The following is a 26,871-nucleotide window of genomic DNA, read 5'->3' on the forward strand; positions in this document are numbered from 1 at the left end:
CGGCGCGGGGGGTCACCCGGCACTTTCCGAGCATAGTGTCGACCCTGCCCCTCGGATGTGAGCAGGGTCATATCAGCCGACGAGGCACCCGTCCGGGGCGCGGCCAGTAGCGCGCCACCACCCGGCCGCGCACGTCGGCGACGCCGTACGCCCGGGAGTCGTCAGTGATCAACTCGTTGTCACCGCGCAGCCACCAGCCGCCATCCTGCGGGCGGACCGCCCGCTTGACGACCAGCAGTTCCGGCCGGGTCCGGAAGACCGCGACCACCACGTCCCCGGGTCGGATCGGACGCCCGCCCGAGCGGACCAGCACCGCGTCTCCGTGCCGCAGCGTCGGCGCCATGGACGGGCCGGCGACCGCGACCGCCGTCAGTGGGCCGCGCAGGCGAGGCGGCCCACCCGGGTGATCGGCGCGCACCGGTTTCACCTCCACCCGGTTCGGGGAGCATTCCCAGGAGTAATGTCGCCTTTGATCATCGCAAACTTCCCATGGAGGATCCCGATGCGACTTCCACGCATCCTTGCGCCCCGCGTCACCGCGAGCGCTCACTGCGACCTGCCGTGCGGCGTCTACGACCCGGCCCAGGCCCGGATCGAGGCCGAGTCGGTCAAAATGATCTGCGAGAAGTACCAGGCGAACACCGACCCGGAGTTCCGCACCCGGGCGGTCATCATCAAGGAGCAGCGCGCCGAGCTGGTCAAGCACCACCTGTGGGTGCTCTGGACCGACTACTTCAAGGCGCCGCACTTCGAGAAGTACCCGAACCTGCACACCCTGTTCAACGAGGCCACCAAGCTGGCCGGCGCCAGCGGCGTCAAGGGCAGCCTCGACCCGGCCACGGCCGACCAGCTCCTCGCGAAGATCGACGAGATCGCGAAGATCTTCTGGGAGACCAAGAAGGCGTGACCAACCCGGTCACCCCGACGATCCGGCCGGTACGTCCCGCGGACGTACCGGCCGTCGTCGCCATGGTGCACGAACTGGCGGCGTACGAACGCGCCCCCGACCAGTGCCACCTCACCGAGGAGCAGCTCACCTCGGCGCTGTTCACCACCGCTCCGGCGCTCTTCGGGCACGTCGCGGTCGACGAACACGACGCGCCGGTCGGCTTCGCCCTGTGGTTCCTCAACTTCTCCACCTGGGCCGGTGTGCACGGCATCTACCTGGAGGACCTCTACGTCTCCCCGGCGGCCCGGGGCACCGGCGCGGGTCGACTGCTGCTCGCCACGCTGGCCGACATCTGCGTACGACGGGGTTACCGTCGGCTGGAGTGGTGGATGATCGAGTGGAATCCGGCCGCCGGCTTCTACGCCTCGATCGGTGCCGAGCAGATGAACGAGTGGGTCCCGTACCGCCTCAGCGGTGCCGCCCTACGGGATCTGGCGGCTCAGGCGGAGGCCGCCGACACGCGTCCGGGCGACTGACCGGGTAGAGTCCCCGACCGGGGGGATGAGCGTGACTCAACTGACCGGCCAGCCAGCGACCGACGACGACGTGGTGCACCTCACGGTGCCCGCCGACGGCGGTTACCTCGGCGTGCTCCGTACCGCCACCGCAGGCCTCGCGGCCCGGTTGCAGTTCGCGCTCGACGAGATCGAGGATCTGCGGATCGCCGTCGACGAGGCGTGCGCCATGCTGCTCGCCATCGCCACCCGGGACGCCGAGTTGGAGTGTCGCTTCGCTGTCACCAACGACGCGCTGACCGTCGAGGTGACCGTGCCGACCGTCCGCGGTGCCACGCTGCCCGCCGAGTCGTCCTTCGCCTGGAAGGTGCTCACCGCGCTGACCACGTCGGCGTCCGCAACGGCCACCGACGGCCGGGCGACCATCTCGTTGCTGACCCGTCGCTCCGGCGGTTACTGACCGACGGCGACGCTGCGCCTCGCGGCGCGGCGTCGCGGGCAGGGGCCAGCGTGCCGCGACGGGCTGAATCGCGCCCGCCGGCCGACGTCACTCGAAGCCGAGGGCCTTCGTCGTGGGCGGGCTGACGAGCAGCCAGCCGACGCCCAGGCCGAGCGCCATCAGCGGAATGCCGAGCCAGCCCATCCCACCCTGGATCATGAACCAGCCGATCGGCAGCAGCATCAGCTGAAGGACGATCGCGGGGGCCCGTGCGCCGGCCCGGCGACGCAGCAGCGCGCGACCGAGGGCCCACAGCGCGACGGCCGCCCCGACGGCGAACGCGGTCACCAGCAACGCCGACGCGAGATCGGTGGTGGCGGCGGTCAGGTCGGCCCAGACCAACCAGACCGCGATCAGCCCGACGGCGACCGCCTCCGCCCACAGCAGCCGCACCGCCCAGCGGAGCGTGCCGGGAATCAGGGCCGAGTCGATGGTCACGCGCGCCACGATACCCGTGCTACCGAGAGGTACAGTGCCGCCCATGCGGGCCGTCCTGGTGGTCAATCCGAAGGCCACCACCACCAGCGAACGCAGCCGAGACGTGCTTGTCCGGGCGCTGCGCAGCGAAGTCGACCTCAGCGTGCGCTACACCCGCCGCCGGGGGCACGCCATGGCGCTGGCCCGGGAGGCCGCCGCCGAGGGCGTCGATCTCGTCGTCACCCTGGGTGGCGACGGCACCGTGAACGAGGTGGTGAACGGCCTGATGACGGCCGAACCGCCGACCGGCGCCGACGGCGCGTCGATGGCGCAGCGGTTACCCGCGCTGGCCACCGTCCCGGGCGGCTCCACGAACGTGTTCGCCCGCGCCGTGGGTCTGCCCCGGGAGTGGCCGGACGCCACCAGCATGATCCTGGAAGGGCTGCGCCTGGGCCGGCAGCGCACGGTCGGGCTGGGCCGCGCGGACGACCGCTACTTCACCTTCTGCGCCGGGTTCGGGCTGGACGCCGCCGTGATCCACCGGGTGGAGCAGGCCCGGCGCAAGGGGCGGGTCTCGACGCCCGGGCTCTACTTCCGCTCGATCATGAGCCAGTACTTCTTCGCCTCGGACCGGCGGCATCCCGCGATCAGTCTGGAGCGACCGGGTGAGGAGTCAGAGGGCGAGCTGGCCACCGTCATCATCCAGAACACCGCCCCGTGGACGTACCTGGGTGATCGCGAGGTCAACCCGAATCCGGAGGCGTCGTTCGACCTCGGCCTCGACGTGCTGGCACTGCGTCAGCTCCGGGTGGCTAGCACAACACGGACAGTCACCCAATTCATGGGTCGCCGGCCGGATCCGAACGGACGTCAGGTGTTACGCCTCCATGACACTGCGGAGTTCACGCTGGTCTCCAGCCGCCCGCAGGCGTTCCAGCTCGACGGCGACTATCTTGGCGAGCGGGAGAAGGTCAGATTCACCTCCATTCCGGCCGCACTGAGAGTAATCTGCTAGGTCTCGGGTACTGCCCTTGGTCGACGCGGCACCGCAACCGCTTCGGCTGGCACCGCCACACCGAGAGGCAGGTGCCGGAAATGTCAGCAATGTCACGCGGACTGTACTATATTGATCCTCGACTGTGGCACGGCGGGTAACCAGGAAGGCACTGGAACCCGGACAAATGGGTTGTGGGCTTGCTCACCGCGCGGAGTTTTTCCGAGCGTCACCCTTGACATCGCGAGCGTTCGTGAAAGTATTCACAAGCGAACTTGAGTTACCGGGACATTGCCTGGATATGCTCGACAGGTTGAGCTGTTCCAGCAGGTCCCCGGGGCTGACTGCCTGCTCACGCACTGCCGAATGGTCAGACGCGAACGGTCACCATAGGCACTGCGGATGCATATAGGAAAAGCACGACCCGCAATAAATTGCCACCCATCCAGAATGAGGAGTGTTGCCGCCATGGACTGGCGTCACCATGCTGTCTGCCGCGACGAGGACCCGGAGCTGTTCTTCCCGATCGGGACGTCCGGACCGGCTCTCCTGCAGGTCGAGCAGGCCAAGGCCGTCTGCCGGCGCTGCTCCGTCACCGACCAGTGCCTGCAGTGGGCACTCGAGTCGGGTCAGGACGCCGGCGTCTGGGGCGGGATGAGCGAGGAGGAGCGGCGCGCTGTCAAGCGGCGCGGCGGCCTCCGGGTGCTGCGCGCTCACTCCGCCTGATCCCCAACGACACAGCAGTACGCCCCGGCGGGTCCGCCTGCCGGGGCGTACCGCTGTCCGGGACCGTGCGGGTCGACCAGCGGTCAGGCCGGCTCGTCGACCCGGCGTAGCACCAGCTCGGCCAGCTCGGGCGCATCCGTCAACGGTGCGGCCACCGCCACCGCGCCGGCCGCCCGCGCCGACGCGGCCACCGCGTCGTGGAACAGGCCCGGCGCGAGGAAGTACGCGGACACCGCGACCCGGCGCGCACCCGCCGCCCGCAGCCGCGTCACCGCCACACCAGTCGGCGGTGGGGCCGCCGAGGCGTACGACACCCGGCAGGGCACTCCGAACTCGACACCGAGCGCATCGGCTACGCGGCCCACCGAACCCCGCGCACGCGCGTCCCGGGTGCCCGCAGCGGCCAGCACCAGGGCGTCGAAGCGGCCGGGAGCGACCTCCCCGAGCCGACGGCGCAGCCCCGCCAGCAGGGACGGCGCCACCGTCCCGTCCGCCGGGCCGAGCACGTCGGTCACCCGTACCGCCAGCGCCGGTCCAGCGGCGGCCACCGCCGCCGGGATGTCCACCCGACGGTGGTACGCGGCCGTCAACAGCAACGGCACCACCACCGCTCGCCGGTGCCCGGCCTCGGCCAACGCGCGCAGTACCTCGGTCGGTCCCGGCTCGGTGTGGTCCAGCCAACTCGCCGACACGGACAGGCCGGGTCGGGCCGACGACACCGCCCGGGCCAGCGCCCGGGTGGCCTCGGCCGCTCGCGGATCCCGGCTGCCGTGCGCCACCAGCACCACCGGGGCCACCCCGCCGGCCGCACCGGGGCCGGTCGGGGTGGTCGACGACGAGGTCAGACGTGCAGCCCGCACTCGGTCTTCTCGAACATGGCCCAGCGGCCGGCGCGCGGATCCTCGCCGGCCTTCGTCCGGCGGGTGCACGGCCAGCAGCCGATCGAGCCGTAACCCTGCTTGAACAGCTCGTTGACCGGCACGTTCCAGCGGGCGATGTAGGCGTCCACGTCCTGCTGCGACCAGGCCGCGATCGGGTTGACCTTGACCTTGCCGCGCCGCGCGTCGAACGTCACCACCGGCGTGTTGGCCCGGGTCGGCGACTCGTCCCGGCGTAGACCGGCGGCCCAGGCGTCGTACCCGGACAGCGCCCGCTCCAACGGCTCCACCTTGCGCAACTGGCAGCAGTCGTCCGGCGACTTGTTGAACAGCCGCGGACCGTACTGGCCGTCCTGCTGCCCCACGGTGAGCCGGGGTCGGATCGACCGGACGTTCACCGGCAGCGTACGGGCGACCTCGTCGCGGACGCGGAGCGTCTCGGGGAAGTGCAGACCGGTGTCGAGGAAGACCACGTCCACGCCCGGTGCGACCCGGGACACCAGGTGGGCCAGGACGGCGTCGGCCATCGAACTGGTGACGCAGAACCGGTCGCCGAAGGTCTGCGCCGCCCAACGGGCGATCTCCAGCGCGGGGGCGCCCTCCAGCTCCCGGCCGGCGTCCTCGGCCAGCACGCGCAGCTCGTCCGGGGTGCGCAGGGACGGGTCAGTGGGCTTCGGACCACCCGGGCCGACCAGGCGCAGGCTTGCCGCGGAGACGAGGGTCATCGGGTCACCGCCCGCGAGAGCAGCCCGGTGAACTTCACCGAGAAGACCCGGGCGCAGGCGTGGCACTCCCAGGCGCCGTGCCCCGCCTCGTGCGGCCGCAGGTCCTCCTCGCCGCAGTACGGGCAGTACAGGGGTGCCGCTCGGTTCTCGCTGCTCACCGCAGTTCCTCCTCGTCGACTCTGATCACCCAGTTGGCGAACGTCTCGCCCTCGCCCCGCCCGGCCAGGTAGCGGCGGGCCAGCCGTTCCACGTACTCCGGAAGCTCCTCGGCGGTGGTCTTCAGGCCGCGCAGCTTGCGCCCGAAACCGGCGGTCTGCCCCTGCGCCATGCCCAGGCCGCCACCCAGGTGCACCTGGAAACCCTCCACCTGCCGGCCGTCCGGGCCGACCACCAGCTGACCCTTGAGACCGATGTCGGCCACCTGGGTGCGGGCGCAGGCGTTCGGGCAGCCGTTGATGTGGATGGAGATGTCCGCGTCGAAGTCGCGCAGCCGCTGCTCCAGCCGGGCCACCAACTCCTCACCGCGAGCCTTGGTCTCGACGATCGCGAGCTTGCAGTACTCGATGCCGGTGCACGCCATGGTGCCCCGCCGCCACGCCGACGGCCGGGCCTCCAGACCGATCCCGCGCAGCGCGTCGACCAGCGACTCCGTCCGCTCCGACGGCACGTCGAGCACCAGCAGCTTCTGGTACGGGGTGAGCCGCACCCGGTCGCTGCCGTGCGCCTCGACCACGTCGGCCAGTTGGGCAAGCTGGGTGCCGGAGACCCGCCCGACCACCGGCGCGGCGCCCACGTAGTGCCGCCCGTCGGCCTGCTCGTGCACGCCCACGTGGTCGATCGGCTTTGACGGCAGGGTCGGCGCGGGGCCGTCGAGCAGCGTACGACCCAGGTATTCCTTCTCCAGCACCTCGCGGAAGCGCTCGATGCCCCAGTCCGCGACCAGGAACTTCAGCCGGGCCCGGTTGCGGAGCCGCCGGTAGCCGTAGTCACGGAAGATGCCGACCACTCCGGCCCACACGTCCGGCACCTCGGCCAGCGGCACCCAGACCCCGAGCCGCTGGGCGAGCATCGGGTTGGTGGAGAGGCCACCGCCGACCCAGACGTCGAAGCCGGGGCCGTGCTCCGGGTGCTCGACACCGAGCAGTGCGATGTCGTTCGACTCGTACGGGGTGTCCACCAGCCAGGAGATCGACGTCTTGAACTTGCGGGGCAGGTTGGAGAACTGCTTGTCGCCCACGTACCGGGCGACGATCTCGTCGATCGCCGGGGTCGGGTCGACCAGCTCGTCGCGGGCCACCCCGGCGACCGGGCTGCCCAGCACGATGCGCGGGCAGTCGCCGCACGCCTCGGTGGTCTGCAGGCCGACCGACTCCAGCCGACGCCAGATCTCCGGCATGTCCTCGACCCGGATCCAGTGGTACTGGATGTTCTGCCGGTCGGTGATGTCGGCGGTGTCCCGGGCGAACTCCCGGGAGATGTCCGCGATGACCCGCAGCTGGGCCAGACTGAGCTGACCGCCGTCGATGCGGACCCGGAGCATGAAGAACTCGTCCTCCAGCTCGTGCGGCTCCAGCACGGCGGTGCGCCCGCCGTCGATGCCGGCCTTGCGCTGGGTGTAGAGGCCCCACCAGCGGAACCGGCCGCGCAGGTCCTGCGGGTCGATGGAGGCGAAGCCACGGTGCGCGTAGATGTTCTCGATGCGGGCCCGGACGTTGAGCGGGTCGTCGTCCTTCTTGATCCGCTCGTTGGGGTTGAGCGGCTCACGGTGGCCGAGCGCCCACTGACCCTCGCCTCGCGGCCGGCGCGGCGGCCGGGCGGGCCGGGCCGTCGGGTCCTCGGGCCGGGCCGGGATGCTGCTGACCGCCATCGCGGCGTCCTCCGTTGTCTGCTGTGCCTCGGGGCACGCGCGGGACGCGGCGGCCGGCCCGACGAAGCGGGCGGGACAACGGTGTCTTCAGACAGCCGGCGCGGAGCGCGCCCGAGACAGATTGGTCGGGCGTCGTCAGTGAGCCGGACAGATCGCGCTACGCACGCGGCCGTAGTCGACGTGGCGACGAGCCACGAAGCGACGTACGACAGCGGCGGTCATGCGCCCATGCTGCCACACCGCGTAAGGCCCGGCCAATGTCCGCGTGCGGCATCCCACATCACGGGCCGGCCGACTCGCGGCACTTCGCGGGGTGAGCCCGGAGGCCTTGGCGGCGTGGCAGGCTCGGGACTGTGGACGGATTGTCCGGGAAGTCGATCGGGGTGGCGCGGGGCCTGCCGGTCTGGCTTCTTCCGGCGCTGCTGACCCTGGCGGTCACGCTGACCGGGATCGGTTCGGCGCAGCTCTGGCGGGACGAGCTCGCCACCTGGAGCGCGGCCACCCGGTCTCCCGACGACCTCGCCCGGCTGGCCGGGACCATCGATGCCGCCACCGGCCCGTACTACCTGTTCATGCACGTCTGGGTCCTGGTCGTCGGCGACTCCACGATCGCCCTGCGGGTGCCTGCCGCGGTGGCCATGACCGTCGCCGCGGGGCTGCTGGCCGTGCTCGGGGCGCACCTCGTCGACCGGCGCGCCGGGCTCCTCGCCGGGCTGCTGTTCGCGGTGCTGCCCAGCACCTCCCGGTACGGGCAGGAGGCCCGCCCGTACGCCCTGGCCACCGCGCTCGCGGTGCTCGCCACGCTGGCGCTGGTGGCCGCGCTGCGCCGGCCGGATCGGACTCGCTGGGCCGGGTACGCCGTCGCAGTGGCCGCGCTCGGGCTCACCCACCTGGTCGCGCTCACCCTGCTGGCCGCACACGCGCTGATCGTGCTGGTCTGCTGGTGGAGAGGCCCCTGGGTGGCCGGCATCGCCGCGCCCGGCGGCCGGGACCGCCGCGTTTGGCGCTGGGCGATCGCGCTGGTGCCGGCCGTGCTGGTGGTGACACCGCTGCTGCTCCGTGCCCGCGCGCAGCGCTCCGAGCAGTTGAACTGGGTCGCCCTGGCCCGGCCGGACGACCTGAGCGCGCTGCCGGGCGGCGTGGCCCAGAGCAGCGTGGTGGGCGGGCTGCTGGTCGGGGTCGCCGCGCTCGGCGCGGCCCGCCTCGGGCGGCGCGCCCTGCTACCGCTGAGCGCGGTGCTGCTGCCGGTCCTGCTGCTCTTCGTGGCCGGCGCGGTCGTACCGCTGTGGGTGCCCCGCTACCTGGTGTTCGTGGTGCCGTTCGCCTGCCTGCTGGCCGGCGCGGCGCTGGCGTCGGTGCCCGCACCGGCCGCGCTGACCGTGGTGGTCCTGGCCGGGCTCCTCGGCCTGCCCGACCAGGCCGCGCTGCGACGGACCCACGAGTGGCCGCGCAGCGCGCCGGTGGACTACGCGGGCGTGGCCCGGGTCATCGCGGACGGCCAGCGCCCCGGGGACGCCGTCGTCTACTCCCCCCGGCACAGTTGGCTCTTCCTCGATCTCGGCATCGAGTACCACCTCGACGACCCACCACGGGACGTGCTCGCGACCGAGGACGAGGTCGCCCGGGGCGACCTGTGGGCCGCCGAGTGCCCGCGACCGGCGCAGTGCCTGGCCGGCACGGCACGCGTCTGGCTCGTGGTCGCCGGCCGGCACGCCGAGCCGCTGGCCGCCGTGCCGGGGGCCAAGGGCGACACGCTGCGCGCGCAGTTCACCGTCGCCCAGGTCTGGCAGCGCCCGGGCCTGACGGTCGCGCTGCTGACCAGTCGCTGACCGACCGACCACCGGCTTAGCCACCCGGCTGGCTGTCGGCGCGACCGCTGCGCGTCGGGAGCCGTCCGGTCCATGCGGTGTCCGCTGGGCCGCACCGCCGCGCGGGCCGGCCCACCCTGTCGAGGATGATGCGCTGAGTCATCTAGATGACTCAGCGGCATCACGTTGATTCTGGTGTCCGCCCCCGGAAGGGTTCGTCGACAGCGGGCGGGTCAGCCCTGCGAGCGGCCGTCCGAGGCGGCGCGTGCCAGTGGGACGACAAGCAACGCCTCGGTGCCGCCGTCGACGCCCGCGCGCAGCTCGATGGTGCCGCGCAACTCCCCGGTGACCAGTGCCCGGACGATCTGGAGGCCGAGTCGGCTGCCGCGTTCGGCGTCGAACTCGGGCGGCAGCCCGCGTCCGTTGTCGGTCACCGAGACGTGCAGCATCTTGCGGAACCGGTGCGCCGAGACGACCACCTCGGGTCGCAGCGACGGATCGACCTCGGGTGCGGCGACCGGCACCATGCCCGAGGCGGCATCGGCCGCGGCTGGCTCCTCCGCCTCGTCGGCCGGTGGGAAGCCGTGCTCGACGGCGTTGAGCAGCAGTTCGTTGAGCACCATCACCAGCGACGTGGCGATCTCGGCCGGCAGCACCCCGAAGCTGCCCTGGCGGCGCATCCCGACGCTCACCTCGGTCGCCGCGACCTCGGTCGCCGCGCTGGCGACCCGGTCGACGATGCCGTCGAACTCGACCGCCTCGTCGCTGGACATCGACAGCGTCTCGTGCACGAGGGCGATCGAGGCGACCCGGCGCACGGACTCCTCCAGCGCCACCCGGGCCTCCGGCATGGCCACCCGCCGGGCCTGCAACCGCAGCAACGCGGCCACCGTCTGGAGGTTGTTCTTCACCCGGTGGTGGATCTCCCGGATGGTGGCGTCCTTGGTGATCAGCGCCCGATCCCGGCGGCGGACCTCGGTGATGTCCCGCACCAGCACGAGGGCGCCGATCGGTACGCCGGCGGGCATCAACGGCAGCGCCCGGGTGAGCATCGTGGCCCCACGCGCGTCGATCTCCCGGCGGGGCGGGGCCTCGCCCCGCAGCGCGGCCAGGATCCCGGTCGCCGCCTCGGTGCCGTCCAGCGGGTCGCCGGCCAGTCGGCGGTGCAACGCCGCCAGGTCCTCGCCCACCAGGTGCGCGGCGTAACCCAACCGCCGGTACGCCGACTGGGCGTTCGGGCTCGCATAGGTGACCTTGCCCCCGGCGTCGAGGCGTACCAGGCCGTCGCCGACGCGGGGCGCGGACGTCGTCTCGCCCGGGTGCCGGGGCGGCGGGAAGGTGCCGTCCGCGATCATCTGGGCGAGGTCGTCGGCGGTGGTCAGGTAGTTGAGTTCGAGCTGGCTGGGCGTCCGTGCGGTGGAGAGGTTGGTGTCCCGGCCGACCACGGCGATCACCTCGCCGGCCTCACCGTCGGCGGTGCGCAGCCGGACCGGGATCGCCTCGTGCCGGGCGGGCACGTCGCCGTACCAGACCGGGTCGCCCTCGCGCCAGATCCGCCCCTGGGAGTAGGCGACCGCCAGGTGGGCCACCTCCGAGCCGCCGATGATCCGGCCCACCTGGTCGTCCTGGTACGCGGTCGGCGCGGTGGTGGGACGCACCTGGGCGACGCAGAGAAACGTGCCCTCGGCGTCTACCGGCACCCAGAGCAGCAGGTCGGCGAAGGACAGGTCGGAGAGCAACTGCCAGTCACCGGCGATCCGGTGCAGGTGGTCGATGTCGGCCGGACGGAGGTGGGTGTGCTCCTCGGCGAGGTCGCGCAGCGTGGACACGGTGACCAGGGTGCCACGCCGCGCCCCGCCTCACATCGTCGCGGTGACCTTCTTCAGGCCACGCGGCGCGTCCGGGTCCTCGCCGCGGGTGAGCGCCAACGCCAGCGCCAGCCGCTGCAACGGCAGGATGTCCAGCAGCGGGGCGTACCGCTCGTCGACCTCGGGGACGGCGAGCCGCGCGGTGCCCGGCACGTCGGCGGAGCCGACCACCACCACGTCGGCGCGGCGCTCACCGAGGCGGGGCAGCACCTCGCCCATCGACCGTCCGCCGGGGCCGGAGCCGACCACGGCCAGCACCGGGACCTCCGGATCGGTCATCGCGAGCGGGCCGTGCAGCAGGTCGGCGCCGGAGAAGGCGAGCGCCGGCAGGTACGAGGTCTCCATCAGCTTCAGGGCCGCCTCGCGGGCGGTCGGGTAGGCGTACCCCCGGCCGGTGGTGACGAGTTGGCGGGCAAAGCGGTAACGCGGCGCGAGCTGGGCCGGGGTGTCGTCGGCGAGGGTGCGGGCGGCCAGGTCGGGCAGCGCGGCGAGCGCCTCGCGCTCGGCCGCGGGGAGTACGCCGTCGCCGGCCCGGATGCCCTCCACCAGCATCAGCAGGGCGAGCAGTTCGGCAGTGTACGTCTTCGTCGCGGCCACCGCGCGCTCGTGCCCGGCGGCGATGTCGATGCTCAACTCGGCCGTCTCGACAAGCGGGGAATCGGGGGCGTTGGTCACCGCGAGGGTGAGCGCGCCGGAGGCCCGCGCGGCGCGCAGCACCTCGGCCAGGTCGGGGGAGCCACCGCTCTGGCTGACCCCGACCACGAGGGCGTCGGACAGGTCGGGGCGCGCGCCGAAGAGGGTGACCACGCTCGGCGAGGCGAGCCCGGCGGGCAGGCCGAGCCGAATCTCGGTCAGGTACGCCCCGTAGAGGGCGGCGTGGTCGGAGGTGCCCCGGGCGGTGAAGACGACGTGCCGGGGTCGACGCTCCGCGACGACGGCGGCCACCCGGGCGATCGCCGCCGCGTTGGCGGTGTCGAGCAGTCGCGCGTAACCGGCCGGCTGCTCCTCGATGTCGGCGGCCATTCCGGACCCTGCACGTGACACGGACACTCCCCTCCTGCGCGATTGCCGCGCGTTTCCTGCTCAGTCTTGCACCCTTCTGCCGGCTGGAGCAATTATTCGAGCAGTAGTGCGCAGTTGATCACTTGATCATCTCAACATCAACTACGCTGGCCCCCGCCGAGAAACTGCGACGAGAGGACACCGTGCCCGAGGGAAGGGACAACCCCGCGCTCTCCGCGACGGAGGAGCTGGCCCTGGCCCGGCTGGCACTGGGCGAGGGTGACCTCCACCACGCCGCCCGCCACCTCGCGGGCGCGTTGGCACGAGCGCCCACCCTGCCCGAGGTGCACGAGACGCTTGCCCACCTCGCCGCGGCCGACGGAGGGGGCCTCGACCTCTTTCCGATCAACCACCACACCTTCGTGGGCGCGGTCGTCGCCCGCGCCCACCTACTGGCCGCCGCCGGCCGCCCCGCCGAAGGGCTGGAACTGCTCGCCGCCGCGACCGGCCACGCACCCGGCGCCGAGTGGGCGGGCGTGCCGTGGGTGACCGCTCCCGAACTGGCCGAACGGCTGGACCCGGACCGCCTGGCCCGCGTCCTCATGCAGATCTGCGCGGCGCTGGGCGACCCGGTGCCGCGCGCCGGTCGGACCGCTCTCACGCCGTACCTCACGCTGGCCCGCAACGCCGTCACCGTCCACCCGGAGAACGGGACGCTGTTGGGCGCGGCGTCCGCGCTGGCCCGGCGTCTCGGCGAGGTCGCGCTGGCGATCCGCTGGGCCACCCGAGGGGTACGGAGCCAGCCGTCGAAGATGGGCGAGGTCTGGCTCGGGTACGCGTACCGCAGCGCGGGCCGGACCCGCGACGCCCTCGCGGCCCTGTACCGGGCGGTCGACCTGGACCCCGACGACCTGGCCGTCTACGCCGACATCGCCGGCACCCTGGCGGACATCGGCCGGCTCGACGACGCGCTGGAGTGGACCGAGCGGGCGCTGGCCCGCGACCCGACGTTCGACTGTGCCGTGCACACGGCACACCGCCTGCGGCACCAGCGCGACGGCGACGTGTCCCACCTGGTCGCGCTCGCCGACTTCATCCGTGACCACCCGGACGACAGTCACGAGCACGGCGACCTGGCCCAGTGCTGCCGTGGACGGCCCTGGCTCGGGCAGCTGACGCCAGCCGTCGGCCCCCTGCTGGACGCACTGCGCCAGGCGGTCGTCGACGACGACAACGGCGTCGGTGGCGTCGTACACCTCCCGGCGGCAGCCCCACCGAGCGCCCAGCGGACGGCGACGTCCGTGGCGCCCGGGCTGCGCGTCGAGGTGGAGGGCGTGGTCGAGCCGGACCCGCGCGAGCCCCGGCGCGCGTCCGCGCGGCGGCTGTGGACCTTCACGGAGCACCTACCGACGCCGACGCTTCCCGCGCCTTCGGCGGTGGCGGTCGAACGGATCGGTCAGGTGGCCCAACCGGCGTGGCCGCACCCGCCGGCCGCCTACGACGCGGCGGTCGGTCTGGCCGGTCTCGACGTGGACGACCTGCTCGGGCTGCTGGTGCACCCGCCCGCCGCGCCGGCCAACGCGCTGGGCCGGCTGCTGGCCGTCCAGGACCCGTCGATCTGGGTACGCGCCGTTCAGGTGTGGGCCTGCCTGGGGCTGCTGCACCAGCGCACCGACGAACCCTGGGACTCGTCGACGAGACGGCAGGTGTTGCTCGACCTGGTCTGGGGCGTGGAGGACTGGGTCACCGAAGCGGCGCTGTTCGCCCTGGTCGCCGCCGCCTGGGTGGACCCGGCTGCGCGGTCGGACGTGGCCCGGGTGGTGGCGGAGCGGTTGGCCGATGTGGCGACGGTCGCCCAGACACGGACGGTGCCGATCGCGACCTCGCTGGCCCACCTCGCGCTGGCCGCCCCCGCCGTCGATCCGGCCACCACGGCCCTGGCCATCCGGATGACCGGCGCGCGAGCCTCCCGCCTTCCCCGCCCCCGAAACCCGCTACGCCGTCTCTGGCAGCGCCTGACCCGCCGCCGCTGAGCGGCGCGCCCACGCGAAGAAGCGCCCCGCCGATCCTCGGCGGGGCGCTTCTTCGCGGGAGGGTCAGGCCACCGGGGCCTTGCCGAGGGCGACCTCGGCCTCCTCCTCCGGAGTCGCCTGCGGCGGCGCCTCGTTGGCCGTACGCAGCGGGATCTCCTTGATGAACCAGGCGAGCACCGGGATCACCACGGTGAACAGCACGGCCCAGAGGAACACGTGCGAGATCGCGTCGGCCAGGCCGCCGAGAACCAGCTCACGCGCCTGGGTGGGCAACTGCTTGAGCTTCTCCAGGTCCATCGCACCACCACTGGACTCGCCGCCGAAGGCCGCGCCGGCGGCGGAGTCGGCCAGCCGATTGGCGAAGATCGCGCCGAACAGCGAGATGCCGAACGACCCGCCGATCGACCGGAAGAAGGTGGCCGCGCCACTCGCCGCGCCCAGGTCCTTCTGCTCGACGCTGTTCTGCGCGATCAGCATCGAGGTCTGCATGAGGAAGCCCATGCCCACGCCGAGCACGACCATGTAGAGCGAGGACGTCAGCTTGCTGGTGTTGGTGTCGAGCATCGACAGCAGCGCCATGCCGCCGGCCATCACCACACCACCGATGATCGGGTACGCGCGGTACCTGCCGTTCTTGGTGATCGCCCGACCGATGGCGAGCGAGACGACGAGCATGCCGAACATCAGCGGCAGCAGCAGCAGACCGCTGTTGGTGGCCGAGGCCCCCTGGACGGTCTGCTGGTAGAGCGGCAGGAAGTTCATCGCGCCGAACATCGCGAAGCCGAGCAGGAAGCCGATCACCGAGATCAGCGCGAAGTTGCGGTTGGCGAAGAGCGTCAACGGCAGGATCGGCTCCGGGACCCGACGCTCCACCAGGCCGAACGCCACCAGTGCGACCACCGCCAACGCCGCGAGCCCGAAGATCTGCGGCGAGGTCCAGTCGTACTCGTTACCGCCCCACGTGGTGATCAGGACGATCGCGGTGATGCCCACCGAGAGCAGCCCGGCGCCGAGCCAGTCGATCCGGTGCTCGGTCCGGTACTTCGGCAGGTGCATGGTGGTGATGAGCACGAGCAGCGCGAGGCCACCCAGCGGCAGGTTGACGTAGAACGCCCACCGCCAGGAGAGGTTGTCGGTGATGAAGCCACCGACCAGCGGGCCGGCCACCATGGCGATGGCCATGATGCCGGCGATCATGCCCTGGTAGCGCCCACGCTCGCGCGGCGGGACCAGGTCGCCGATGATCGCCATCACGCCGACCATCAGGCCGCCCGCGCCCAGGCCCTGCACGGCCCGGAAGGCGATGAGCTGCACCATGCCGTCCTCGGGGCCACCGAACATCCCGGAGCCGGCCATGCCGCAGAGCGCCGAGCCGACGAGGAAGATGCCGACCGAGGTCAGGAAGACCGACTTGCGGCCGTAGAGGTCACCGAGCTTGCCCCAGATCGGGGTGGAGACGGTGGTACCCAGGACGTAGGCGGTGACCACCCAGGTGAAGTGGTTGAGGCCGCCGAACTCGCCGACGATCCGCGGCAGCGCGGTGCTGACGATCATGTTGTCGAGCATCGCGAGCATCATCGCGATCATCAGTCCGAACAGCACGACCCGTACATTGGGTCGCACGTCGGCCTGGGTTGCCTGTGTCATGGGTAAGCTCCCCCCGAGGTTTGTCGTACTTACTTGCCGCCCGGCTAGTCACCTTACTAGCCGCACGGTAAGTTGGATACCAACACGCGGTCAAACGAATTGGAGGGCGTGGGTGAGGGAGAGCACAGGCGGCACCCGAGAGCGGATCAAGGCCGTCGCGTTGGAGCTCTTCACCGAGCAGGGGTACGAGAAGACCTCGCTGCGGGAGATCGCCGAACGCCTCAACGTCACCAAGGCCGCGCTCTACTACCACTTCAAGAGCAAGGACGACATCGTCGCCAGCTTCGTGGAGGACCGGCTCGACCAGATGGACGCGCTGACCGCCTGGGGCGAGTCCCAGCCGGCGACCCTGGCGACCCGCCGCGCGCTGATCTCCCGGTACGCCGACACGATGTTCGGCGGGGACATGCCCTCGGTGATGCGCTTCTTCGAGCAGAACCAGACCGTGCTCAAGAGCCTCTCCTCCGGCCAACAGATGCGCGGCCGGATGATGCAGCTCGCCAACGCGCTCTGCCGCGGCGACGACTCACCGGCCGCCCAGCTCCGCGCCGCGCTGTCCCTCTTCGCCGTGCACACGAGCTGGTTCGCCGTACGGGCGCCCGGCATCACCGACTCCGAGCGCCGCCGGCTCGCGCTGGAGGTCGCCGACGAGTTGCTGGCCGCCATCGGCACGCCGCGAGACGAGGACGCGACCCCGAGCAGCCCGGCAACCGCGCACGGCTGACGGGCCGGCACTCAGCCGCGGGACAGCTTCCGCCGCAGGCCCAGCAGGTCCACGCCCGGCACCGGCGACCAGTCCTTCTCCGGCGTCCGGACGAAACCGAGACGCTCGTAGAGCCGATGGGCCGGTACGGCCATCCCCGCGCGGACGCAGATCACGACCGCGGTGCAGCCCAGCTCGGCCGCCCGGTCGACACACGCCCGGGCCAGTGCCAGGCCGACACCCCGCCCCTGGGCTGCCGGGTCCACGGCAAGCATGCGGAACTCCGCCTCGCCCGGCCCGGACAGCTCGGCGAACGGGGTACCCGGCAGCACGAAGGTCACCGAGCCGAGCACCGATCCGGACGCCTCGTCCACCGCCACCAGCACCTCGCCAGCGGCGGCCCGGGTCGACACGTCGGCCAGCACCGCCCCGTACCCGTGTTCGCCCTTGAGCTGACCATCCGCCTCGTACGCGGCGACGGTCAGTCGGGCGACCGCCGGGAAGTCGGCCGGGTCGGCGAGCCGGACCAGCAGGCCGGTCAACCGATCACCGCGATCAGGTCGCCGTCCTGCACGACGTCGCCCTCGTGGACGGCGAGCTGCTGGACCACGCCGTCGGCCTCCGCGACGACCGGGATCTCCATCTTCATCGACTCGAGGATCACCAGGGTGTCGCCCTCGGACACGCTGTCGCCCGCCGACGCGACGACCTTCCAGACGTTCGCCACCATCTCGGCGCGGATCTCCTCGGCCATGTCCACGGCCCTCCCTTTTCGCGATGTGCCTGCCGACGTATCCAATCACGGGAGGCTGGGGCGTGGGTGCGCAGCGGCGCGGGTCGGCCCCGGCGGCAGGGACGAGGTGCCGGTCGCACTACCATCAGCGGGTCGGACCCGACGCCGGGCGGCCGGTGGGTGCAACCGGCGCGAGGCCGCGCGCGAGACGGATCCGACCCATCACGAGGAGGTCAGCATGGCGAAGAAGGCCCGCAAGAAGAAGGCCCGGAAGAAGAGCAGCGCGAACCACGGTAAGCGCCCCAACTCCTGAACGTGCCGACGGGCCGACGCGCCCGTCGACGATCAGCTCACCCCGGCCGAGGCCGGGTACACCGGTGGCCCGGGTCGGTATCGACCCGGGCCACCGGTGTGTGTGCTCTGATGTGACGACGCTCAGTCGGCCAACTCGCGCGAATCGCTGGTCTCGAAGACCACCAGCTCGGTGAGCTTCACCCGCAGCCGCTCACGCAGCTGATCCGGCGCGGTCTCGTTGCCGCAGCAACGCGCGACCAACGCCCGCACCTCCTGCTCGAGCCCGTACTCGCGCAGGCACGGCCCGCACTCGTCGAGGTGGTGCCGGATCAGCGCGCGCCGCTCGTCGGCGCACTCGAGATCCAGGTAGAGGTAGACCTCCGCGAGCACCTCGCGGCAGTCCGTCTCGTGCGGCTCTCCACAGCTCACGTCACACCTCCCGGCCGGCAGCGGCAGCGGTCGAGCCCTTCGCGGACCGGGCCGGACTGAAGCCTCGCTCCGCGGCGTACTGCTCGAGCAGCTTGCGCAGATTACGACGGCCGCGGTGCAGACGCGACATCACGGTGCCGATCGGCGTGCCCATGATGTCGGCGACCTCCTTGTAGGAGAAGCCCTCGACGTCGGTCAGGTAGACGGCCAGGCGGAACTCCTCCGGCAACTGCTGGAGGGCCTCCTTCACGTCGCTGTCCGGCAGCCGGTCCAGAGCCTCGGTCTCGGCCGAACGCAGACCGCTGGAGGTGTGCGACTCGGCCTCGGCGAGCTGCCAGTCGGTGATCTCCTCGGTCGGCGCCTGGATCGGCTGGCGCTGCCGCTTGCGGTAGGAGTTGATGTAGGTGTTGGTCAGGATCCGGTAGAGCCAGGCCTTCAGATTCGTGCCCTGCTCGAACTGGTGGAAGGCGGCGTACGCCTTCAGGTACGTCTCCTGGACCAGGTCCTCGGCATCCGCCGGGTTACGCGTCATGCGCAGCCCAGCAGCGTAGAGCTGATCGACGAATGGCATCGCGTCCCGCTCGAACCGGGCCCTGCGCTCGTCCGTCTTCTCGGTGGTCAACCGCACATCCCCTCGCGTCGGATGCTTTCCCGCCGAGGATACGCGCACGGACCTGCCCACAGATTCACTTCCGGCCGGTGTGCTCGTGCTCACCGCACCCGCCCCGCCCGGTCCCGCTGTCACGGGCCAGTCCGGACCATCCAGCAGCCGCCGTAGCTGCCGGGCGTCCCGCTCGTCCCGTTCCAGGCTTCGTGTCTCGGTCGGCACCGGTCACCCCCCTCGCAGAAAAGTCGTCCGGGGTTAGTAACGCGAGATGACCACTGGGGCATTCCGTCCGGCTCTCCCGTTCCTGGTCCCGGCCCCGGTGACGCCGGCGCTGGGACCAGGAAGGGCCTGGGAGGACTGGTACCACCTGTCCGGTTCGGGCGGGCGGCACCATCGGATGCAACGACCCGCGCCCGGCACCGGAAACGGTCCGCCGATCAGTCGGCCGTCCACCCGTGGGAGCGCAACCAGTCCCGGACGACCGCACCCGTGCCGGCCGGGTCGCGTCGCAGGTCGTGCGCCTCCCCCGGCCGGGTCACGACCTGCACGCCCGGCCCGGACTCGGGCACGCCGAACGGATCGCGGTCCCCGTTGACCACGAGCGTCGGCAGGCCGGTGGCGAGTTCGGCGGCCCGGGACCGCTCCGGCTTTCCGGGCGGGTGCAGCGGAAAGGCCAGCGCGAGGACGCCGGCCGCGCCGACCGCGCCGGCTGTCCGGCAGGCGACCCGCGCGCCACTGGACCGACCACCGACCAGGATCGTGGGTACGTCGCCGTGCCGCTCGCGCAGCACGGCCAGCACGGCCGTCCACGCCTCGTCGAGGTGCCCGGCGGGGGCCGGCGCGCGACGGCCGGCGACGCGGTAGGGCTGCGTCACCCGGATCACCGTCAGACCGGCCGTGACCGCCGCGTCCCGAACCGCGAGCAGGTCGGGGGCGTCCACGCTGCCACCCGCCCCGTGCCCGAGCACCAGCAGGGCGGCCGGCGCGCGAGCAGTCGCGACACCGGCCGTCCGGCCCGGCGCACCGGTCGGCCCGACCGGTGGGTCGGTGTCGATCCGCGCCGGACCGCGCGGGGTGTCGATCTCTTCGCTGGGCAGCACCGGCCCATTCTGCGCCGACCGGGCCGGTCGCCGGGATGCTTCGCCGCCGCTGGTCGGCGCAGCGGCACGTGCTGGTCAGCTCAGCGGCACCAGCGTGAGCAGGCGGTCGCGGACCGGAGGCCCGGCGTCGTCGACCGCGTCCGGGTCGGGTTCGACCTCACCGCGCCAGGCGACGAGCATCGCCCGCCGCTCGCGGGGGGTGGTCGCCCCCCAGACGCCGTGACAGTCGCCGACCTCCAACGCCCACGCGAGGCAGGAGCCCTGCACGTCGCAACTGCGGCAGAGTGCCACAGCGGCGTCCGCCGGTTCGTTGGGTGCCGGAAAGAACGTCTCCGGATCGACGCTCTGGCACGTTCCTCTGGTGCGCCACGCTTCGTCCTGTCGACGGTCTCGCAGCGCCCGCAAGAGCCGCGGATCTCTGCGTGCCGCAGCCACCTCGTGCGGGCGGGGCATACGCGCCCGTGTCATTTCACCCACCTCCCCCGTGGGACCGGCAGGATCGGTGAAGTCGTCCGCCCCGTGCGAATCGACAGCCACTACCGGCGCTGTGTTGTATCGCACTTTCGGACACCGGGACAAGAGGCTTCCGAGAACATGACTGAACGGCCAGGCGACGAATCGATCAGAACCTGGCAAATCGGCGCTCGACGATGCCTCTCATTCTCAGAACAGAGTCAACTCCGGTGGGGACGACATTGACGGAACGGACACCCGGGCGGTCAACTCCGGACCGTCGTTGCGGACGTCGCCGACCGCCGGCCCGACCGGGCGGATCTCCAACCCGGCGAGAAGGTCGGACGACTCCGGCGCGAGCAGACGCTCCGGCTCGTCGCACGGCGTCAGCCACGACGACCACCGCTGCGGGGCCAGCAGCACCGGCATCCGGTCGTGCACCTCGGCCAGCTCGCCGACCGCCGCGGTGGTCAGCACGCTGAAGGTGAGCCTGCTCTCCGCCCCGGACTCCCAGAACGACCAGATCCCGGCCAGGGCGAGCACCGAGCCGTCGGCCGGGGTCATGAAGTACGCCTGCCGACCGCCATCGGGCCGGCGGACCCACTCGTACCAGCCGTCCGCCGGGACAAGGCACCGGCGGCGGGCGAACGCGCCGGCGTACGCCCGGCTGGTCGCCACCGTCTCGGCCCGTGCGTTGATCATGCGGGCGGCACCCGCGGCGGACCGCGACCAGTGCGGCAGCAGACCCCAACGGGCGACGCAGAGGCTGCGGTGCCCCTCGGGGCTGAGCCGGACCAGCGGGACGGGATCGGTGGGCGCGACGTTGTGATCCGGCCGGAGCACCCCGTCGGTGTCGTCGGACGACTCGAACAGGGCGCTCAGCTCACCGGCGCCCCGGGTCGTCGCGTACCTGCCGCACATGCGCTCACGCTAACCCGCCGAGGGCCCCGCCTGCTGTCCCGCCAACCGGGAGTACGCAAGCCGGTCGACGTCACCCACCCGCCGACAGGGCAGAATGTGACCGTGGGGAATCTGACCGCGACCCGGCCGCCACAACCGTGGGCCGCACCGACCGCGTCCGACCCGGTGGCGGCGACGCTGCGCCTACCCGGCTCCAAGTCGATGACCGCGCGTGCCCTGGTGCTCAGCGCCCTGGCCGCCGGGCCGTCGACCCTGGCCGAGCCGCTGCGCGCCCGGGACACCGAGCTGATGTCCGCCGGGCTGCGCGCGATGGGCGCGCACGTGTCGATCAGTGACGACGAGCGCTGGCTGGTCCGGCCGCACCCGCTGGTCGGCCCCGCCCACGTCGACGTGGGGCTGGCCGGCACCGTGATGCGGTTCCTGCCGCCGGTGGCCGGCCTCGCCGACGGGCAGGTCACCTTCGACGGTGACCCGTACGTCCGCACCCGGCCGCTCGGCCGGCTGGTCGACGCGCTGCGCTCGCTGGGCGTCCGGATCGACGTCACCGGCACCGGCAGCCTGCCGCTGACCGTGCTCGGCGCCGGTCGGGTCACCGGCGGCGAGGTGACGATCGACGCGTCCGTGTCCAGCCAGTTCGTTTCCGCGCTGTTGCTGGCCGCCCCGCGCTTCGACCGGGGCGTGGTGGTGCGCCACGTCGGGCCACCGGTGCCCTCCGCGCCGCACCTGCGGATGACCGTGCAGATGCTGCGGGCCGCCGGCGCCGCCGTCGACGACAGCACCCCCGACGTGTGGACCGTCGAACCCGGCCCGCTCACCGGGCGCGGCTGGGACATCGAGCCGGACCTCTCCGGGGCGGTGCCGTTCTTCGCTGCCGCCCTGGTCACCGGCGGTGAGGTGACGCTCCAGGGCTGGCCGCACCGCAGCGCGCAGCCGATCGAGCAACTCCGCTCGCTGCTGCAGCGGATGGGCGGCGAGGTCACCGTCTCCACCGACGGGCTGACCGTCCGGGGCACCGGGGTGGTGCACGGCCTGACCGCCGACCTCTCCGACGTCAGCGAGCTGACCCCGGTGCTGACCGCGCTGGCCATGCTCGCCGACTCGCCCTCGGTCTTCACCGGCGTCGAGCACATCCGCGGCCACGAGACCGACCGGCTCGCCGCCCTGGCGCAGGAGTTCGCCGCGCTCGGGGCCGACGTCACCGAGATGCCCGACGGCCTTCAGATCCGGCCCCGGCCGCTGCGCGGCGGGGTCTTCCACACCTACCACGACCACCGCATGGCGCACGCCGCCGCGGTGGCCGGGCTCGCCGTGCCCGGCATCGAGGTGGACGACGTCGGCTGTACCTCCAAGACCATGCCCGAGTTCCCGGCACTATGGTCAGCGTTGGTGACCGGCAAGTGAGCGTCCCGGACGCTCACTGAGAGCTGACGCGGAGAAGGGGACGGGTCCTGGCGACCAAGCGGCGGGAGTACGACGAGGACGACGTACGGGTACGGCCCGGTAAGTCCTCACGTCCGCGTACGCGCACCCGGCCCCGGCACGACGACGCGGTGGACGGCTTCGTCATCGCCGTCGACCGGGGGCGTTACCAGTGCGTGCTGTCCGGCGCCGAACGCGGCGTGGTCGGTGCCGAGCTGCCGACGGTGACCGCGATGCGGGCCCGAGAACTGGGCCGCAAGTCGGTGGTCGTGGGTGACCGGGTCAGCCTCGTCGGCGACACGTCCGGTGCGCAGGGCGCTCTCGCCCGGATCGTCCGGATCGCCGAGCGTCGCTCGGTGCTGCGCCGCACGGCCGACGACGACGAAACCACCGCCGAGGGCCGGTTGGAACGTGTCGTCGTGGCCAACGCGGACCAGCTGGTGATCGTCAGCGCGTTGGCCGACCCGCCGCCGCGCACCGGGTTCATCGACCGCTGCCTGGTGGCCGCGTACGACGCGGACGTCGACCCGCTGCTCTGCCTCACCAAGGCCGACCTGGCCGGCCCGGAGGAAGTGCTGGGCTACTACACCGAGCTGGAGCTGCCGTACGTGCTCAACCGTCCCGACGGCGACCTGGGCGCGCTGCGCGCGTTGCTCAGCGGCCGGGTGTCGGTGCTGGTCGGGCACTCCGGGGTGGGCAAGTCGACGTTGGTGAACCGCCTCGTCCCGGACGCCGCGCGCGCGGTCGGGGTGGTCAGCGCCATCGGTCGCGGTCGACACACCTCCACCAGCGCGGTGGCGCTGCGGCTACCACCGGTGCCCGGCGTCGACACCGACCCCGGCTGGATCATCGACACCCCGGGCATCCGTAGTTTCGGGCTGGCGCACGTCTCCGCCGACAGCCTGCTGCACGGGTTCCCCGACCTGGTGGAGGGCACCGTCGACTGCCCGCCCAACTGCCCGCACACGGCCGACGAGGCCGACTGCGGGCTGGACGCCTGGGTGGCCGCCGGAAAGGCCGACCCGCGCCGGCTGGCGTCGTACCGCCGGTTGCTGGCCTCCCGGGCCGGCGACGGCGACGCGCGCGGTGAGGGCGACCAGCGCGGCCCTGGCGAGGGCGACCGGCGCGGGCCCGACGAGTGACGCCGTGGGCGTCGGCTAGGTTGCCGGCATGACCGGGTACGCCGACGACCTCGCCCTCGCCCACCTGCTCGCGGACCGCGCCGACGCCATCGCCATGGCCCGGTTCCGGGCGCTCGACCTGCGGGTGGACACGAAGCCGGACCTGACACCGGTCTCCGACGCGGACACCGCCGTGGAGCGGGAGATCCGGGCGCTGCTGGCCGAGCACCGGCCCGCCGACGGGCTGCTCGGTGAGGAGTACGGCGCGCAGCCGGCCACCGGGCCGGGTGGCCGCCAGTGGATCGTCGACCCGATCGACGGCACCAAGAACTTCGTTCGTGGGGTGCCGGTGTGGGCCAGCCTCATCGCGCTGTACGACGGTGACCGGCCGGCGGTCGGCGTGGTGTCCGCCCCCGCGTTGGGACGGCGCTGGTGGGCGAGCGCGGGTGCGGGCGCGTACGCCGGTCCCGGTCCCGCCGCGGGCGAACGGATCGGCGTCTCCGCGGTCCGCAGCGTCGCCGACGCGAGCCTCTGCTACTCGTCGCTGACCGGCTGGGAGGACGCCGGGCGGCTCGACGCGCTGCTCGACCTGCTGCGCGCCGGCTGGCGCAGCCGGGCGTACGGCGACTTCTACGGCTACATGCTGTTGGCCGAGGGCGCGTTGGAGGTGATGGTCGAGCCGGAACTGTCCCTGTGGGACGTGGCGGCGCTGGTACCGATCGTCACCGAGGCGGGTGGCACGATCACCGATCTGACCGGTCGACCCGCGCCGACGGGCGCGCCCGGCACCGAGAGCAGCGTGGTGGCCACCAACGGTGTGCTGCACGCCGACATCCTCGCCCGTCTGGATCGACCAGCCGAGCGCTGACTCCCGACAACCTCTATCCTCGCCAGGTGGTCTCCTCCGGCTGGTGCTTCCTCGCGGCGATGATCGTCGCGTACGGCTTCGCCAACCTTCTCCAGTCGGTGGCCGCGGCACGCACCACCGTGCACCACACCTTCGATCCGGGCCTGCTGCTGAAACTGGCCGGGCACCGGACGTACCTGATCGGACTGACCTGCCAGATCGGCGGTTTCGTGCTCGCCTTCCTGGCCCGGCGCGACCTGCCCCTGTTCCTGGTGCAGGCGAGCGTGGCGGCCGGGCTCGGGGTGACCGCGATCATCGGTGTGCTGGTGTTGAAGTGGCGGTTACCGATGGCGGAGGTGGCCCTGCTCGCGCTGCTCTTCGCCGGGATCACCGCGCTGGTGCTGGCCGCACGGCCGGCACCGTCGAAGCAGCTCGGCACCGCCGGCTCGATAGCCCTGCTGGTGGCGCTCGGGGTCATCGCGGTGCTCGGCATCTTCGCCGTCCGACTGCACGGCGCCCCCGGTTCGGTGGCGTTGGGCTCGCTGGCCGGTCTGGCGTTCTCCTCGGCCGCGGTCGCGGCCCGGCCCCTGGCCTCCGCGCCGTCGGCCGAGGCGTTCCTCGCCGACCCGCTGTTCTACCTGCTGATCGGGCACTCGATCGTCGGCCAACTACTGCTCGGCCTGGCCATGCAGCGCGGTTCGACGACGGCCGCCGTCGCCGCCATGGACGCCGCCGGAGCGGTGCCCGCGGCGATCGTCGGCCTGCTGCTGCTCAACGACAAGATCTGGCCGGGGCGCGAGTGGCTGGCCGCCGCCGGCTTCCTGGTCACCCTGGCCGCCGTCATCGGGTTGACCCGGTACGCCCAGCCGCAGCCGCACCGCGCGGTGGCACGCCGCCGTGACCGGGACATGGTCGGCGCCGGCCGACCCGCCTGAGAGAGAGCCCACGCCGCGTCACCCGGACGCGGCATGGGCTCTGCCGTCTTTCAGGCCTCGACGGGCTTGCGGCGGCTCGCCACCCGCTCGTAGAGGCGTTCCAGCGCGGCGGCGGTCCGTTCCCAGGTGTAGCTGCTGCGGACCCGGTCCACGGCGGCGTGGCCGTACGCGAACCGGCCGGCGTTGTCGGCGAGCAGCCGGCGCAGGGACAGCCCCAGCGTCCGGACGTCACCGGGTGGCACGAGGCGGCCGGTGACCTCGTCGACGACCGCGTCCGCCAGGCCGCCCATGGCGTAACCGACAACCGGTACTCCGCACGCCATCGCCTCCAGGGAGACGCGTCCGGCCGAGGAGTAGTGCGGGGTGCAGGCCACCACGTCGGCCGAGCGGTACCAGGTCGCCATCTGGTCGTGCGGTACCGCACCGACGAGGCGTACCTGCTCGGCGACCCCGGCGCGCTCGGCCAGTTCGCGCAGGCGGCGGGCCTCGGTGTGGTGCGACAGCTGGTCGGCGGGTGGGCCACCGGCGATCACCAACTCGGCGTCGCCGACCAGCCGCATCGCCCGGATCAGGTCGTCCTGGCCGTGCCCCGGGGACAGCCCGCCGACGGAGAGGATCCGGGACCGCTGTTCGCGCGGAGCCGCCTCGCCGTCCGGATGGAACTGCGCGGTGTCCACCCCGGCCGGCACCATCGCCACGGATGTCCGTTGCAGCCCCATCCGGGTCAGCTCGTCCACCTCGTCGTTGGACTGGGCCACGGCGATGTCGACCGCCCGGGTCAGCGCCCGTTCCAGCGGAATGCGCTCCCCCGGGCCGTCGTACCCGCCGCCGAGGTGGCGCAGCTGCTCCACACCGAGCGAGTGGAAGGTCTGTACGACCGGGATGTCGGTCTCCCGGACGGCGTGCGCGGCGGCCAGCCCACCGATCCAGTAGTGCCCGTGCACCACCTCGGGACGCCAGGCGCCGCCCCACTCGTCGGTCAGCCAGCGTCCGAACTCGGTGACGTGCGGGACGAGTCCGGCAGTGGGCAGGGCGGTCGGCGGGCCGACGGGCACCCGGTGCACCCGGTAGCCGTCGACGTCCATCGTCGCCGGCAGCTCCGGATCGTCCCGGCGTTCGTAGATGCGGACATCATGGCCTCTGCCAGCCAACTCGGCGGCGACCCGCGCGATGTGTTGTCGGGTGCCGACCGGCGGGCCGTCGGCGTGCCGGTACGAACTGCTGTGCGCGCAGACGAGGCCGACGCGCATGGGTCACCTCCCTGCGATCTTTTCCTCGGCGGTCCCGGTCAGAGCGTCCCATTAACCTGCGGGCGCCGAGTCGAAACCTGGCAGATCGGGAACAGTCACCGCGAGTGCCACCGACACTTGCGCCACGACAATCACAGCGGCCCCGAATCGGAACCTCGCCGGCCGGTGGTATGACCGGCCCCCACCCGGGG

The 26,871-nt window shown here is 72.4% G+C and carries 29 protein-coding genes and 1 pseudogene; 13 read left to right on the forward strand and 17 right to left on the reverse strand.

Annotated elements, in window-relative coordinates:
- Positions 1-67: 67 nt before the first annotated feature.
- Positions 68-418, reverse strand: a complete 351-nt coding sequence (locus ACN269_RS14720) for a S24/S26 family peptidase (protein WP_421472988.1) — start codon at positions 416-418, stop codon at positions 68-70.
- An 84-nt stretch (positions 419-502) separates the two neighbouring features.
- Here ACN269_RS14720 and sodN point away from each other — a divergent pair, with 84 nt between their 5' ends.
- Genes sodN through ACN269_RS14735 form a run of 3 tightly spaced genes read left to right on the forward strand, consistent with a single transcriptional unit; the run spans position 503 to position 1,864 of the window.
- A complete protein-coding gene (gene sodN / locus ACN269_RS14725; RefSeq protein WP_355050524.1) occupies positions 503-907 on the forward strand; it encodes a superoxide dismutase, Ni in 405 nt (134 codons plus the stop codon).
- Positions 904-1,425, forward strand: a complete 522-nt coding sequence (locus ACN269_RS14730) for a GNAT family N-acetyltransferase (RefSeq protein ID WP_421472989.1) — start codon at positions 904-906, stop codon at positions 1,423-1,425. The genes sodN and ACN269_RS14730 overlap by 4 nt, the downstream gene beginning before the upstream one ends.
- A gap of 31 nt (positions 1,426-1,456) precedes the next feature.
- Positions 1,457-1,864 (forward strand): ATP-binding protein, encoded by a 408-nt coding sequence (locus ACN269_RS14735; protein ID WP_421472990.1) that lies wholly within the window; start codon positions 1,457-1,459, stop codon positions 1,862-1,864.
- Positions 1,865-1,951: 87 nt separating this feature from the next.
- Here ACN269_RS14735 and ACN269_RS14740 read toward each other — a convergent pair whose 3' ends face one another.
- Positions 1,952-2,341 carry a hypothetical protein gene (locus ACN269_RS14740; protein ID WP_421472991.1) on the reverse strand — a complete coding sequence of 130 codons (390 nt, stop codon included), beginning with the start codon at positions 2,339-2,341 and terminating at the stop codon, positions 1,952-1,954.
- A gap of 43 nt (positions 2,342-2,384) precedes the next feature.
- On the opposite strand from ACN269_RS14740, the gene ACN269_RS14745 reads away from it, so the two are divergent.
- The gene (locus ACN269_RS14745) at positions 2,385-3,335 is read left to right on the forward strand and encodes a diacylglycerol/lipid kinase family protein (protein ID WP_421472992.1); all 951 of its coding nucleotides are present in this window, start codon (positions 2,385-2,387) and stop codon (positions 3,333-3,335) included.
- Between the two features lie 447 nt (positions 3,336-3,782).
- Positions 3,783-4,040, forward strand: coding sequence for a WhiB family transcriptional regulator (locus ACN269_RS14750; RefSeq protein WP_007072794.1), 258 nt, complete (start codon positions 3,783-3,785; stop codon positions 4,038-4,040).
- Between the two features lie 83 nt (positions 4,041-4,123).
- On the opposite strand, the gene ACN269_RS14755 is transcribed toward ACN269_RS14750, so the two are convergent.
- From ACN269_RS14755 to ACN269_RS14770, 4 genes are read right to left on the reverse strand one after another with little or no spacing between them, the layout of a single operon-like run.
- A complete protein-coding gene (locus tag ACN269_RS14755) occupies positions 4,124-4,900 on the reverse strand; it encodes a sirohydrochlorin chelatase (RefSeq protein WP_421472993.1) in 777 nt (258 codons plus the stop codon).
- Positions 4,882-5,643 carry a phosphoadenylyl-sulfate reductase gene (locus ACN269_RS14760; protein ID WP_421472994.1) on the reverse strand — a complete coding sequence of 254 codons (762 nt, stop codon included), beginning with the start codon at positions 5,641-5,643 and terminating at the stop codon, positions 4,882-4,884. The genes ACN269_RS14755 and ACN269_RS14760 overlap by 19 nt, the downstream gene beginning before the upstream one ends.
- Complete coding sequence (locus ACN269_RS14765; RefSeq protein WP_167517323.1) at positions 5,640-5,801, reverse strand: hypothetical protein; 162 nt, start codon at positions 5,799-5,801, stop codon at positions 5,640-5,642. Before ACN269_RS14765 ends, ACN269_RS14760 begins: the two co-directional genes overlap by 4 nt.
- The gene (locus ACN269_RS14770; RefSeq protein ID WP_421472995.1) at positions 5,798-7,510 is read right to left on the reverse strand and encodes a nitrite/sulfite reductase; all 1,713 of its coding nucleotides are present in this window, start codon (positions 7,508-7,510) and stop codon (positions 5,798-5,800) included. The genes ACN269_RS14765 and ACN269_RS14770 overlap by 4 nt, the downstream gene beginning before the upstream one ends.
- A gap of 353 nt (positions 7,511-7,863) precedes the next feature.
- Between ACN269_RS14770 and ACN269_RS14775 the strand changes: the two genes are divergently transcribed.
- Complete coding sequence (locus ACN269_RS14775) at positions 7,864-9,339, forward strand: glycosyltransferase family 39 protein (protein ID WP_421472996.1); 1,476 nt, start codon at positions 7,864-7,866, stop codon at positions 9,337-9,339.
- Between the two features lie 212 nt (positions 9,340-9,551).
- On the opposite strand, the gene ACN269_RS14780 is transcribed toward ACN269_RS14775, so the two are convergent.
- Positions 9,552-11,147 carry a histidine kinase N-terminal domain-containing protein gene (locus tag ACN269_RS14780; protein WP_421472997.1) on the reverse strand — a complete coding sequence of 532 codons (1,596 nt, stop codon included), beginning with the start codon at positions 11,145-11,147 and terminating at the stop codon, positions 9,552-9,554.
- Positions 11,148-11,177: 30 nt separating this feature from the next.
- Positions 11,178-12,209: an SIS domain-containing protein gene (locus tag ACN269_RS14785; RefSeq protein WP_421476352.1), complete on the reverse strand. Its 1,032-nt coding sequence runs from the start codon at positions 12,207-12,209 to the stop codon at positions 11,178-11,180.
- A 182-nt stretch (positions 12,210-12,391) separates the two neighbouring features.
- On the opposite strand from ACN269_RS14785, the gene ACN269_RS14790 reads away from it, so the two are divergent.
- Positions 12,392-14,221, forward strand: a complete 1,830-nt coding sequence (locus tag ACN269_RS14790; protein ID WP_421472998.1) for a tetratricopeptide repeat protein — start codon at positions 12,392-12,394, stop codon at positions 14,219-14,221.
- A 63-nt stretch (positions 14,222-14,284) separates the two neighbouring features.
- Here ACN269_RS14790 and ACN269_RS14795 read toward each other — a convergent pair whose 3' ends face one another.
- Positions 14,285-15,868 (reverse strand): MDR family MFS transporter, encoded by a 1,584-nt coding sequence (locus ACN269_RS14795; RefSeq protein WP_421472999.1) that lies wholly within the window; start codon positions 15,866-15,868, stop codon positions 14,285-14,287.
- A 112-nt stretch (positions 15,869-15,980) separates the two neighbouring features.
- Between ACN269_RS14795 and ACN269_RS14800 the strand changes: the two genes are divergently transcribed.
- Positions 15,981-16,592, forward strand: coding sequence for a TetR/AcrR family transcriptional regulator (locus tag ACN269_RS14800; protein ID WP_421473000.1), 612 nt, complete (start codon positions 15,981-15,983; stop codon positions 16,590-16,592).
- An 11-nt stretch (positions 16,593-16,603) separates the two neighbouring features.
- Here the strand turns inward: ACN269_RS14800 and ACN269_RS14805 are convergent, their stop codons facing one another.
- Together ACN269_RS14805 and ACN269_RS14810 are read right to left on the reverse strand one after the other, a co-directional pair.
- Positions 16,604-17,113: a GNAT family N-acetyltransferase gene (locus ACN269_RS14805; RefSeq protein WP_421473001.1), complete on the reverse strand. Its 510-nt coding sequence runs from the start codon at positions 17,111-17,113 to the stop codon at positions 16,604-16,606.
- Entirely contained in the window at positions 17,110-17,331 is a 222-nt protein-coding gene (locus ACN269_RS14810) for a biotin/lipoyl-binding carrier protein (protein ID WP_421473002.1), read from the reverse strand. Before ACN269_RS14810 ends, ACN269_RS14805 begins: the two co-directional genes overlap by 4 nt.
- A gap of 211 nt (positions 17,332-17,542) precedes the next feature.
- Between ACN269_RS14810 and ACN269_RS14815 the strand changes: the two genes are divergently transcribed.
- The gene (locus ACN269_RS14815; protein ID WP_369752275.1) at positions 17,543-17,617 is read left to right on the forward strand and encodes a 50S ribosomal protein bL37; all 75 of its coding nucleotides are present in this window, start codon (positions 17,543-17,545) and stop codon (positions 17,615-17,617) included.
- Between the two features lie 122 nt (positions 17,618-17,739).
- On the opposite strand, the gene rsrA is transcribed toward ACN269_RS14815, so the two are convergent.
- The 5 genes from rsrA to ACN269_RS14840 form a co-directional block, all read right to left on the reverse strand.
- Positions 17,740-18,027: a mycothiol system anti-sigma-R factor gene (gene rsrA, locus ACN269_RS14820; protein WP_355050536.1), complete on the reverse strand. Its 288-nt coding sequence runs from the start codon at positions 18,025-18,027 to the stop codon at positions 17,740-17,742.
- Between the two features lies 1 nt (position 18,028).
- Positions 18,029-18,856, reverse strand: a complete 828-nt coding sequence (locus ACN269_RS14825) for a sigma-70 family RNA polymerase sigma factor (protein WP_421473003.1) — start codon at positions 18,854-18,856, stop codon at positions 18,029-18,031.
- A 215-nt stretch (positions 18,857-19,071) separates the two neighbouring features.
- The gene (locus ACN269_RS14830) at positions 19,072-19,734 is read right to left on the reverse strand and encodes an alpha/beta family hydrolase (RefSeq protein ID WP_421473004.1); all 663 of its coding nucleotides are present in this window, start codon (positions 19,732-19,734) and stop codon (positions 19,072-19,074) included.
- A 75-nt stretch (positions 19,735-19,809) separates the two neighbouring features.
- Positions 19,810-20,202, reverse strand: a complete 393-nt coding sequence (locus ACN269_RS14835; protein WP_421473005.1) for a WhiB family transcriptional regulator — start codon at positions 20,200-20,202, stop codon at positions 19,810-19,812.
- 195 nt (positions 20,203-20,397) lie between these two features.
- Positions 20,398-21,108 (reverse strand): SOS response-associated peptidase, encoded by a 711-nt coding sequence (locus tag ACN269_RS14840; RefSeq protein ID WP_421473006.1) that lies wholly within the window; start codon positions 21,106-21,108, stop codon positions 20,398-20,400.
- Between the two features lie 102 nt (positions 21,109-21,210).
- Here ACN269_RS14840 and aroA point away from each other — a divergent pair, with 102 nt between their 5' ends.
- The 4 genes and pseudogenes from aroA (at position 21,211) to ACN269_RS14860 (ending at position 25,523) form a co-directional block, all read left to right on the forward strand.
- Positions 21,211-22,509 (forward strand): 3-phosphoshikimate 1-carboxyvinyltransferase, encoded by a 1,299-nt coding sequence (gene aroA / locus ACN269_RS14845; protein ID WP_421473007.1) that lies wholly within the window; start codon positions 21,211-21,213, stop codon positions 22,507-22,509.
- Between the two features lie 149 nt (positions 22,510-22,658).
- A complete protein-coding gene (gene rsgA / locus ACN269_RS14850) occupies positions 22,659-23,669 on the forward strand; it encodes a ribosome small subunit-dependent GTPase A (RefSeq protein ID WP_421473008.1) in 1,011 nt (336 codons plus the stop codon).
- Positions 23,670-23,697: 28 nt separating this feature from the next.
- Positions 23,698-24,516 (forward strand): histidinol-phosphatase, encoded by an 819-nt coding sequence (hisN, locus tag ACN269_RS14855; RefSeq protein ID WP_421473009.1) that lies wholly within the window; start codon positions 23,698-23,700, stop codon positions 24,514-24,516.
- 59 nt (positions 24,517-24,575) lie between these two features.
- A pseudogene (locus tag ACN269_RS14860) lies at positions 24,576-25,523 on the forward strand (hypothetical protein).
- Here the strand turns inward: ACN269_RS14860 and ACN269_RS14865 are convergent.
- Positions 25,481-26,680, reverse strand: coding sequence for a glycosyltransferase (locus tag ACN269_RS14865; protein ID WP_421473010.1), 1,200 nt, complete (start codon positions 26,678-26,680; stop codon positions 25,481-25,483). The pseudogene ACN269_RS14860 and the gene ACN269_RS14865 overlap by 43 nt on opposite strands.
- Positions 26,681-26,871: the final 191 nt, after the last annotated feature.

The organism is Micromonospora sp. WMMD736 (assembly GCF_049179015.1).
In the GTDB taxonomy this organism is placed as follows: domain Bacteria; phylum Actinomycetota; class Actinomycetes; order Mycobacteriales; family Micromonosporaceae; genus Micromonospora.

Bases quoted from the DNA above. Each gene is read 5' to 3' on its own strand.
- ACN269_RS14795 (WP_421472999.1), bottom strand. From the start codon at position 15,868: ATGACACAGGCAACCCAGGCCGACGTGCGACCCAATGTACGGGTCGTG.
- ACN269_RS14835 (WP_421473005.1), bottom strand. From the start codon at position 20,202: ATGACACGGGCGCGTATGCCCCGCCCGCACGAGGTGGCTGCGGCACGC.
- ACN269_RS14770 (WP_421472995.1), bottom strand. From the start codon at position 7,510: ATGGCGGTCAGCAGCATCCCGGCCCGGCCCGAGGACCCGACGGCCCGG.
- hisN (WP_421473009.1), top strand. From the start codon at position 23,698: ATGACCGGGTACGCCGACGACCTCGCCCTCGCCCACCTGCTCGCGGAC.
- sodN (WP_355050524.1), top strand. From the start codon at position 503: ATGCGACTTCCACGCATCCTTGCGCCCCGCGTCACCGCGAGCGCTCAC.
- ACN269_RS14750 (WP_007072794.1), top strand. From the start codon at position 3,783: ATGGACTGGCGTCACCATGCTGTCTGCCGCGACGAGGACCCGGAGCTG.
- ACN269_RS14865 (WP_421473010.1), bottom strand. From the start codon at position 26,680: ATGCGCGTCGGCCTCGTCTGCGCGCACAGCAGTTCGTACCGGCACGCC.
- ACN269_RS14785 (WP_421476352.1), bottom strand. From the start codon at position 12,209: ATGGCCGCCGACATCGAGGAGCAGCCGGCCGGTTACGCGCGACTGCTC.
- ACN269_RS14760 (WP_421472994.1), bottom strand. From the start codon at position 5,643: ATGACCCTCGTCTCCGCGGCAAGCCTGCGCCTGGTCGGCCCGGGTGGT.
- ACN269_RS14840 (WP_421473006.1), bottom strand. From the start codon at position 21,108: ATGTGCGGCAGGTACGCGACGACCCGGGGCGCCGGTGAGCTGAGCGCC.
- ACN269_RS14745 (WP_421472992.1), top strand. From the start codon at position 2,385: ATGCGGGCCGTCCTGGTGGTCAATCCGAAGGCCACCACCACCAGCGAA.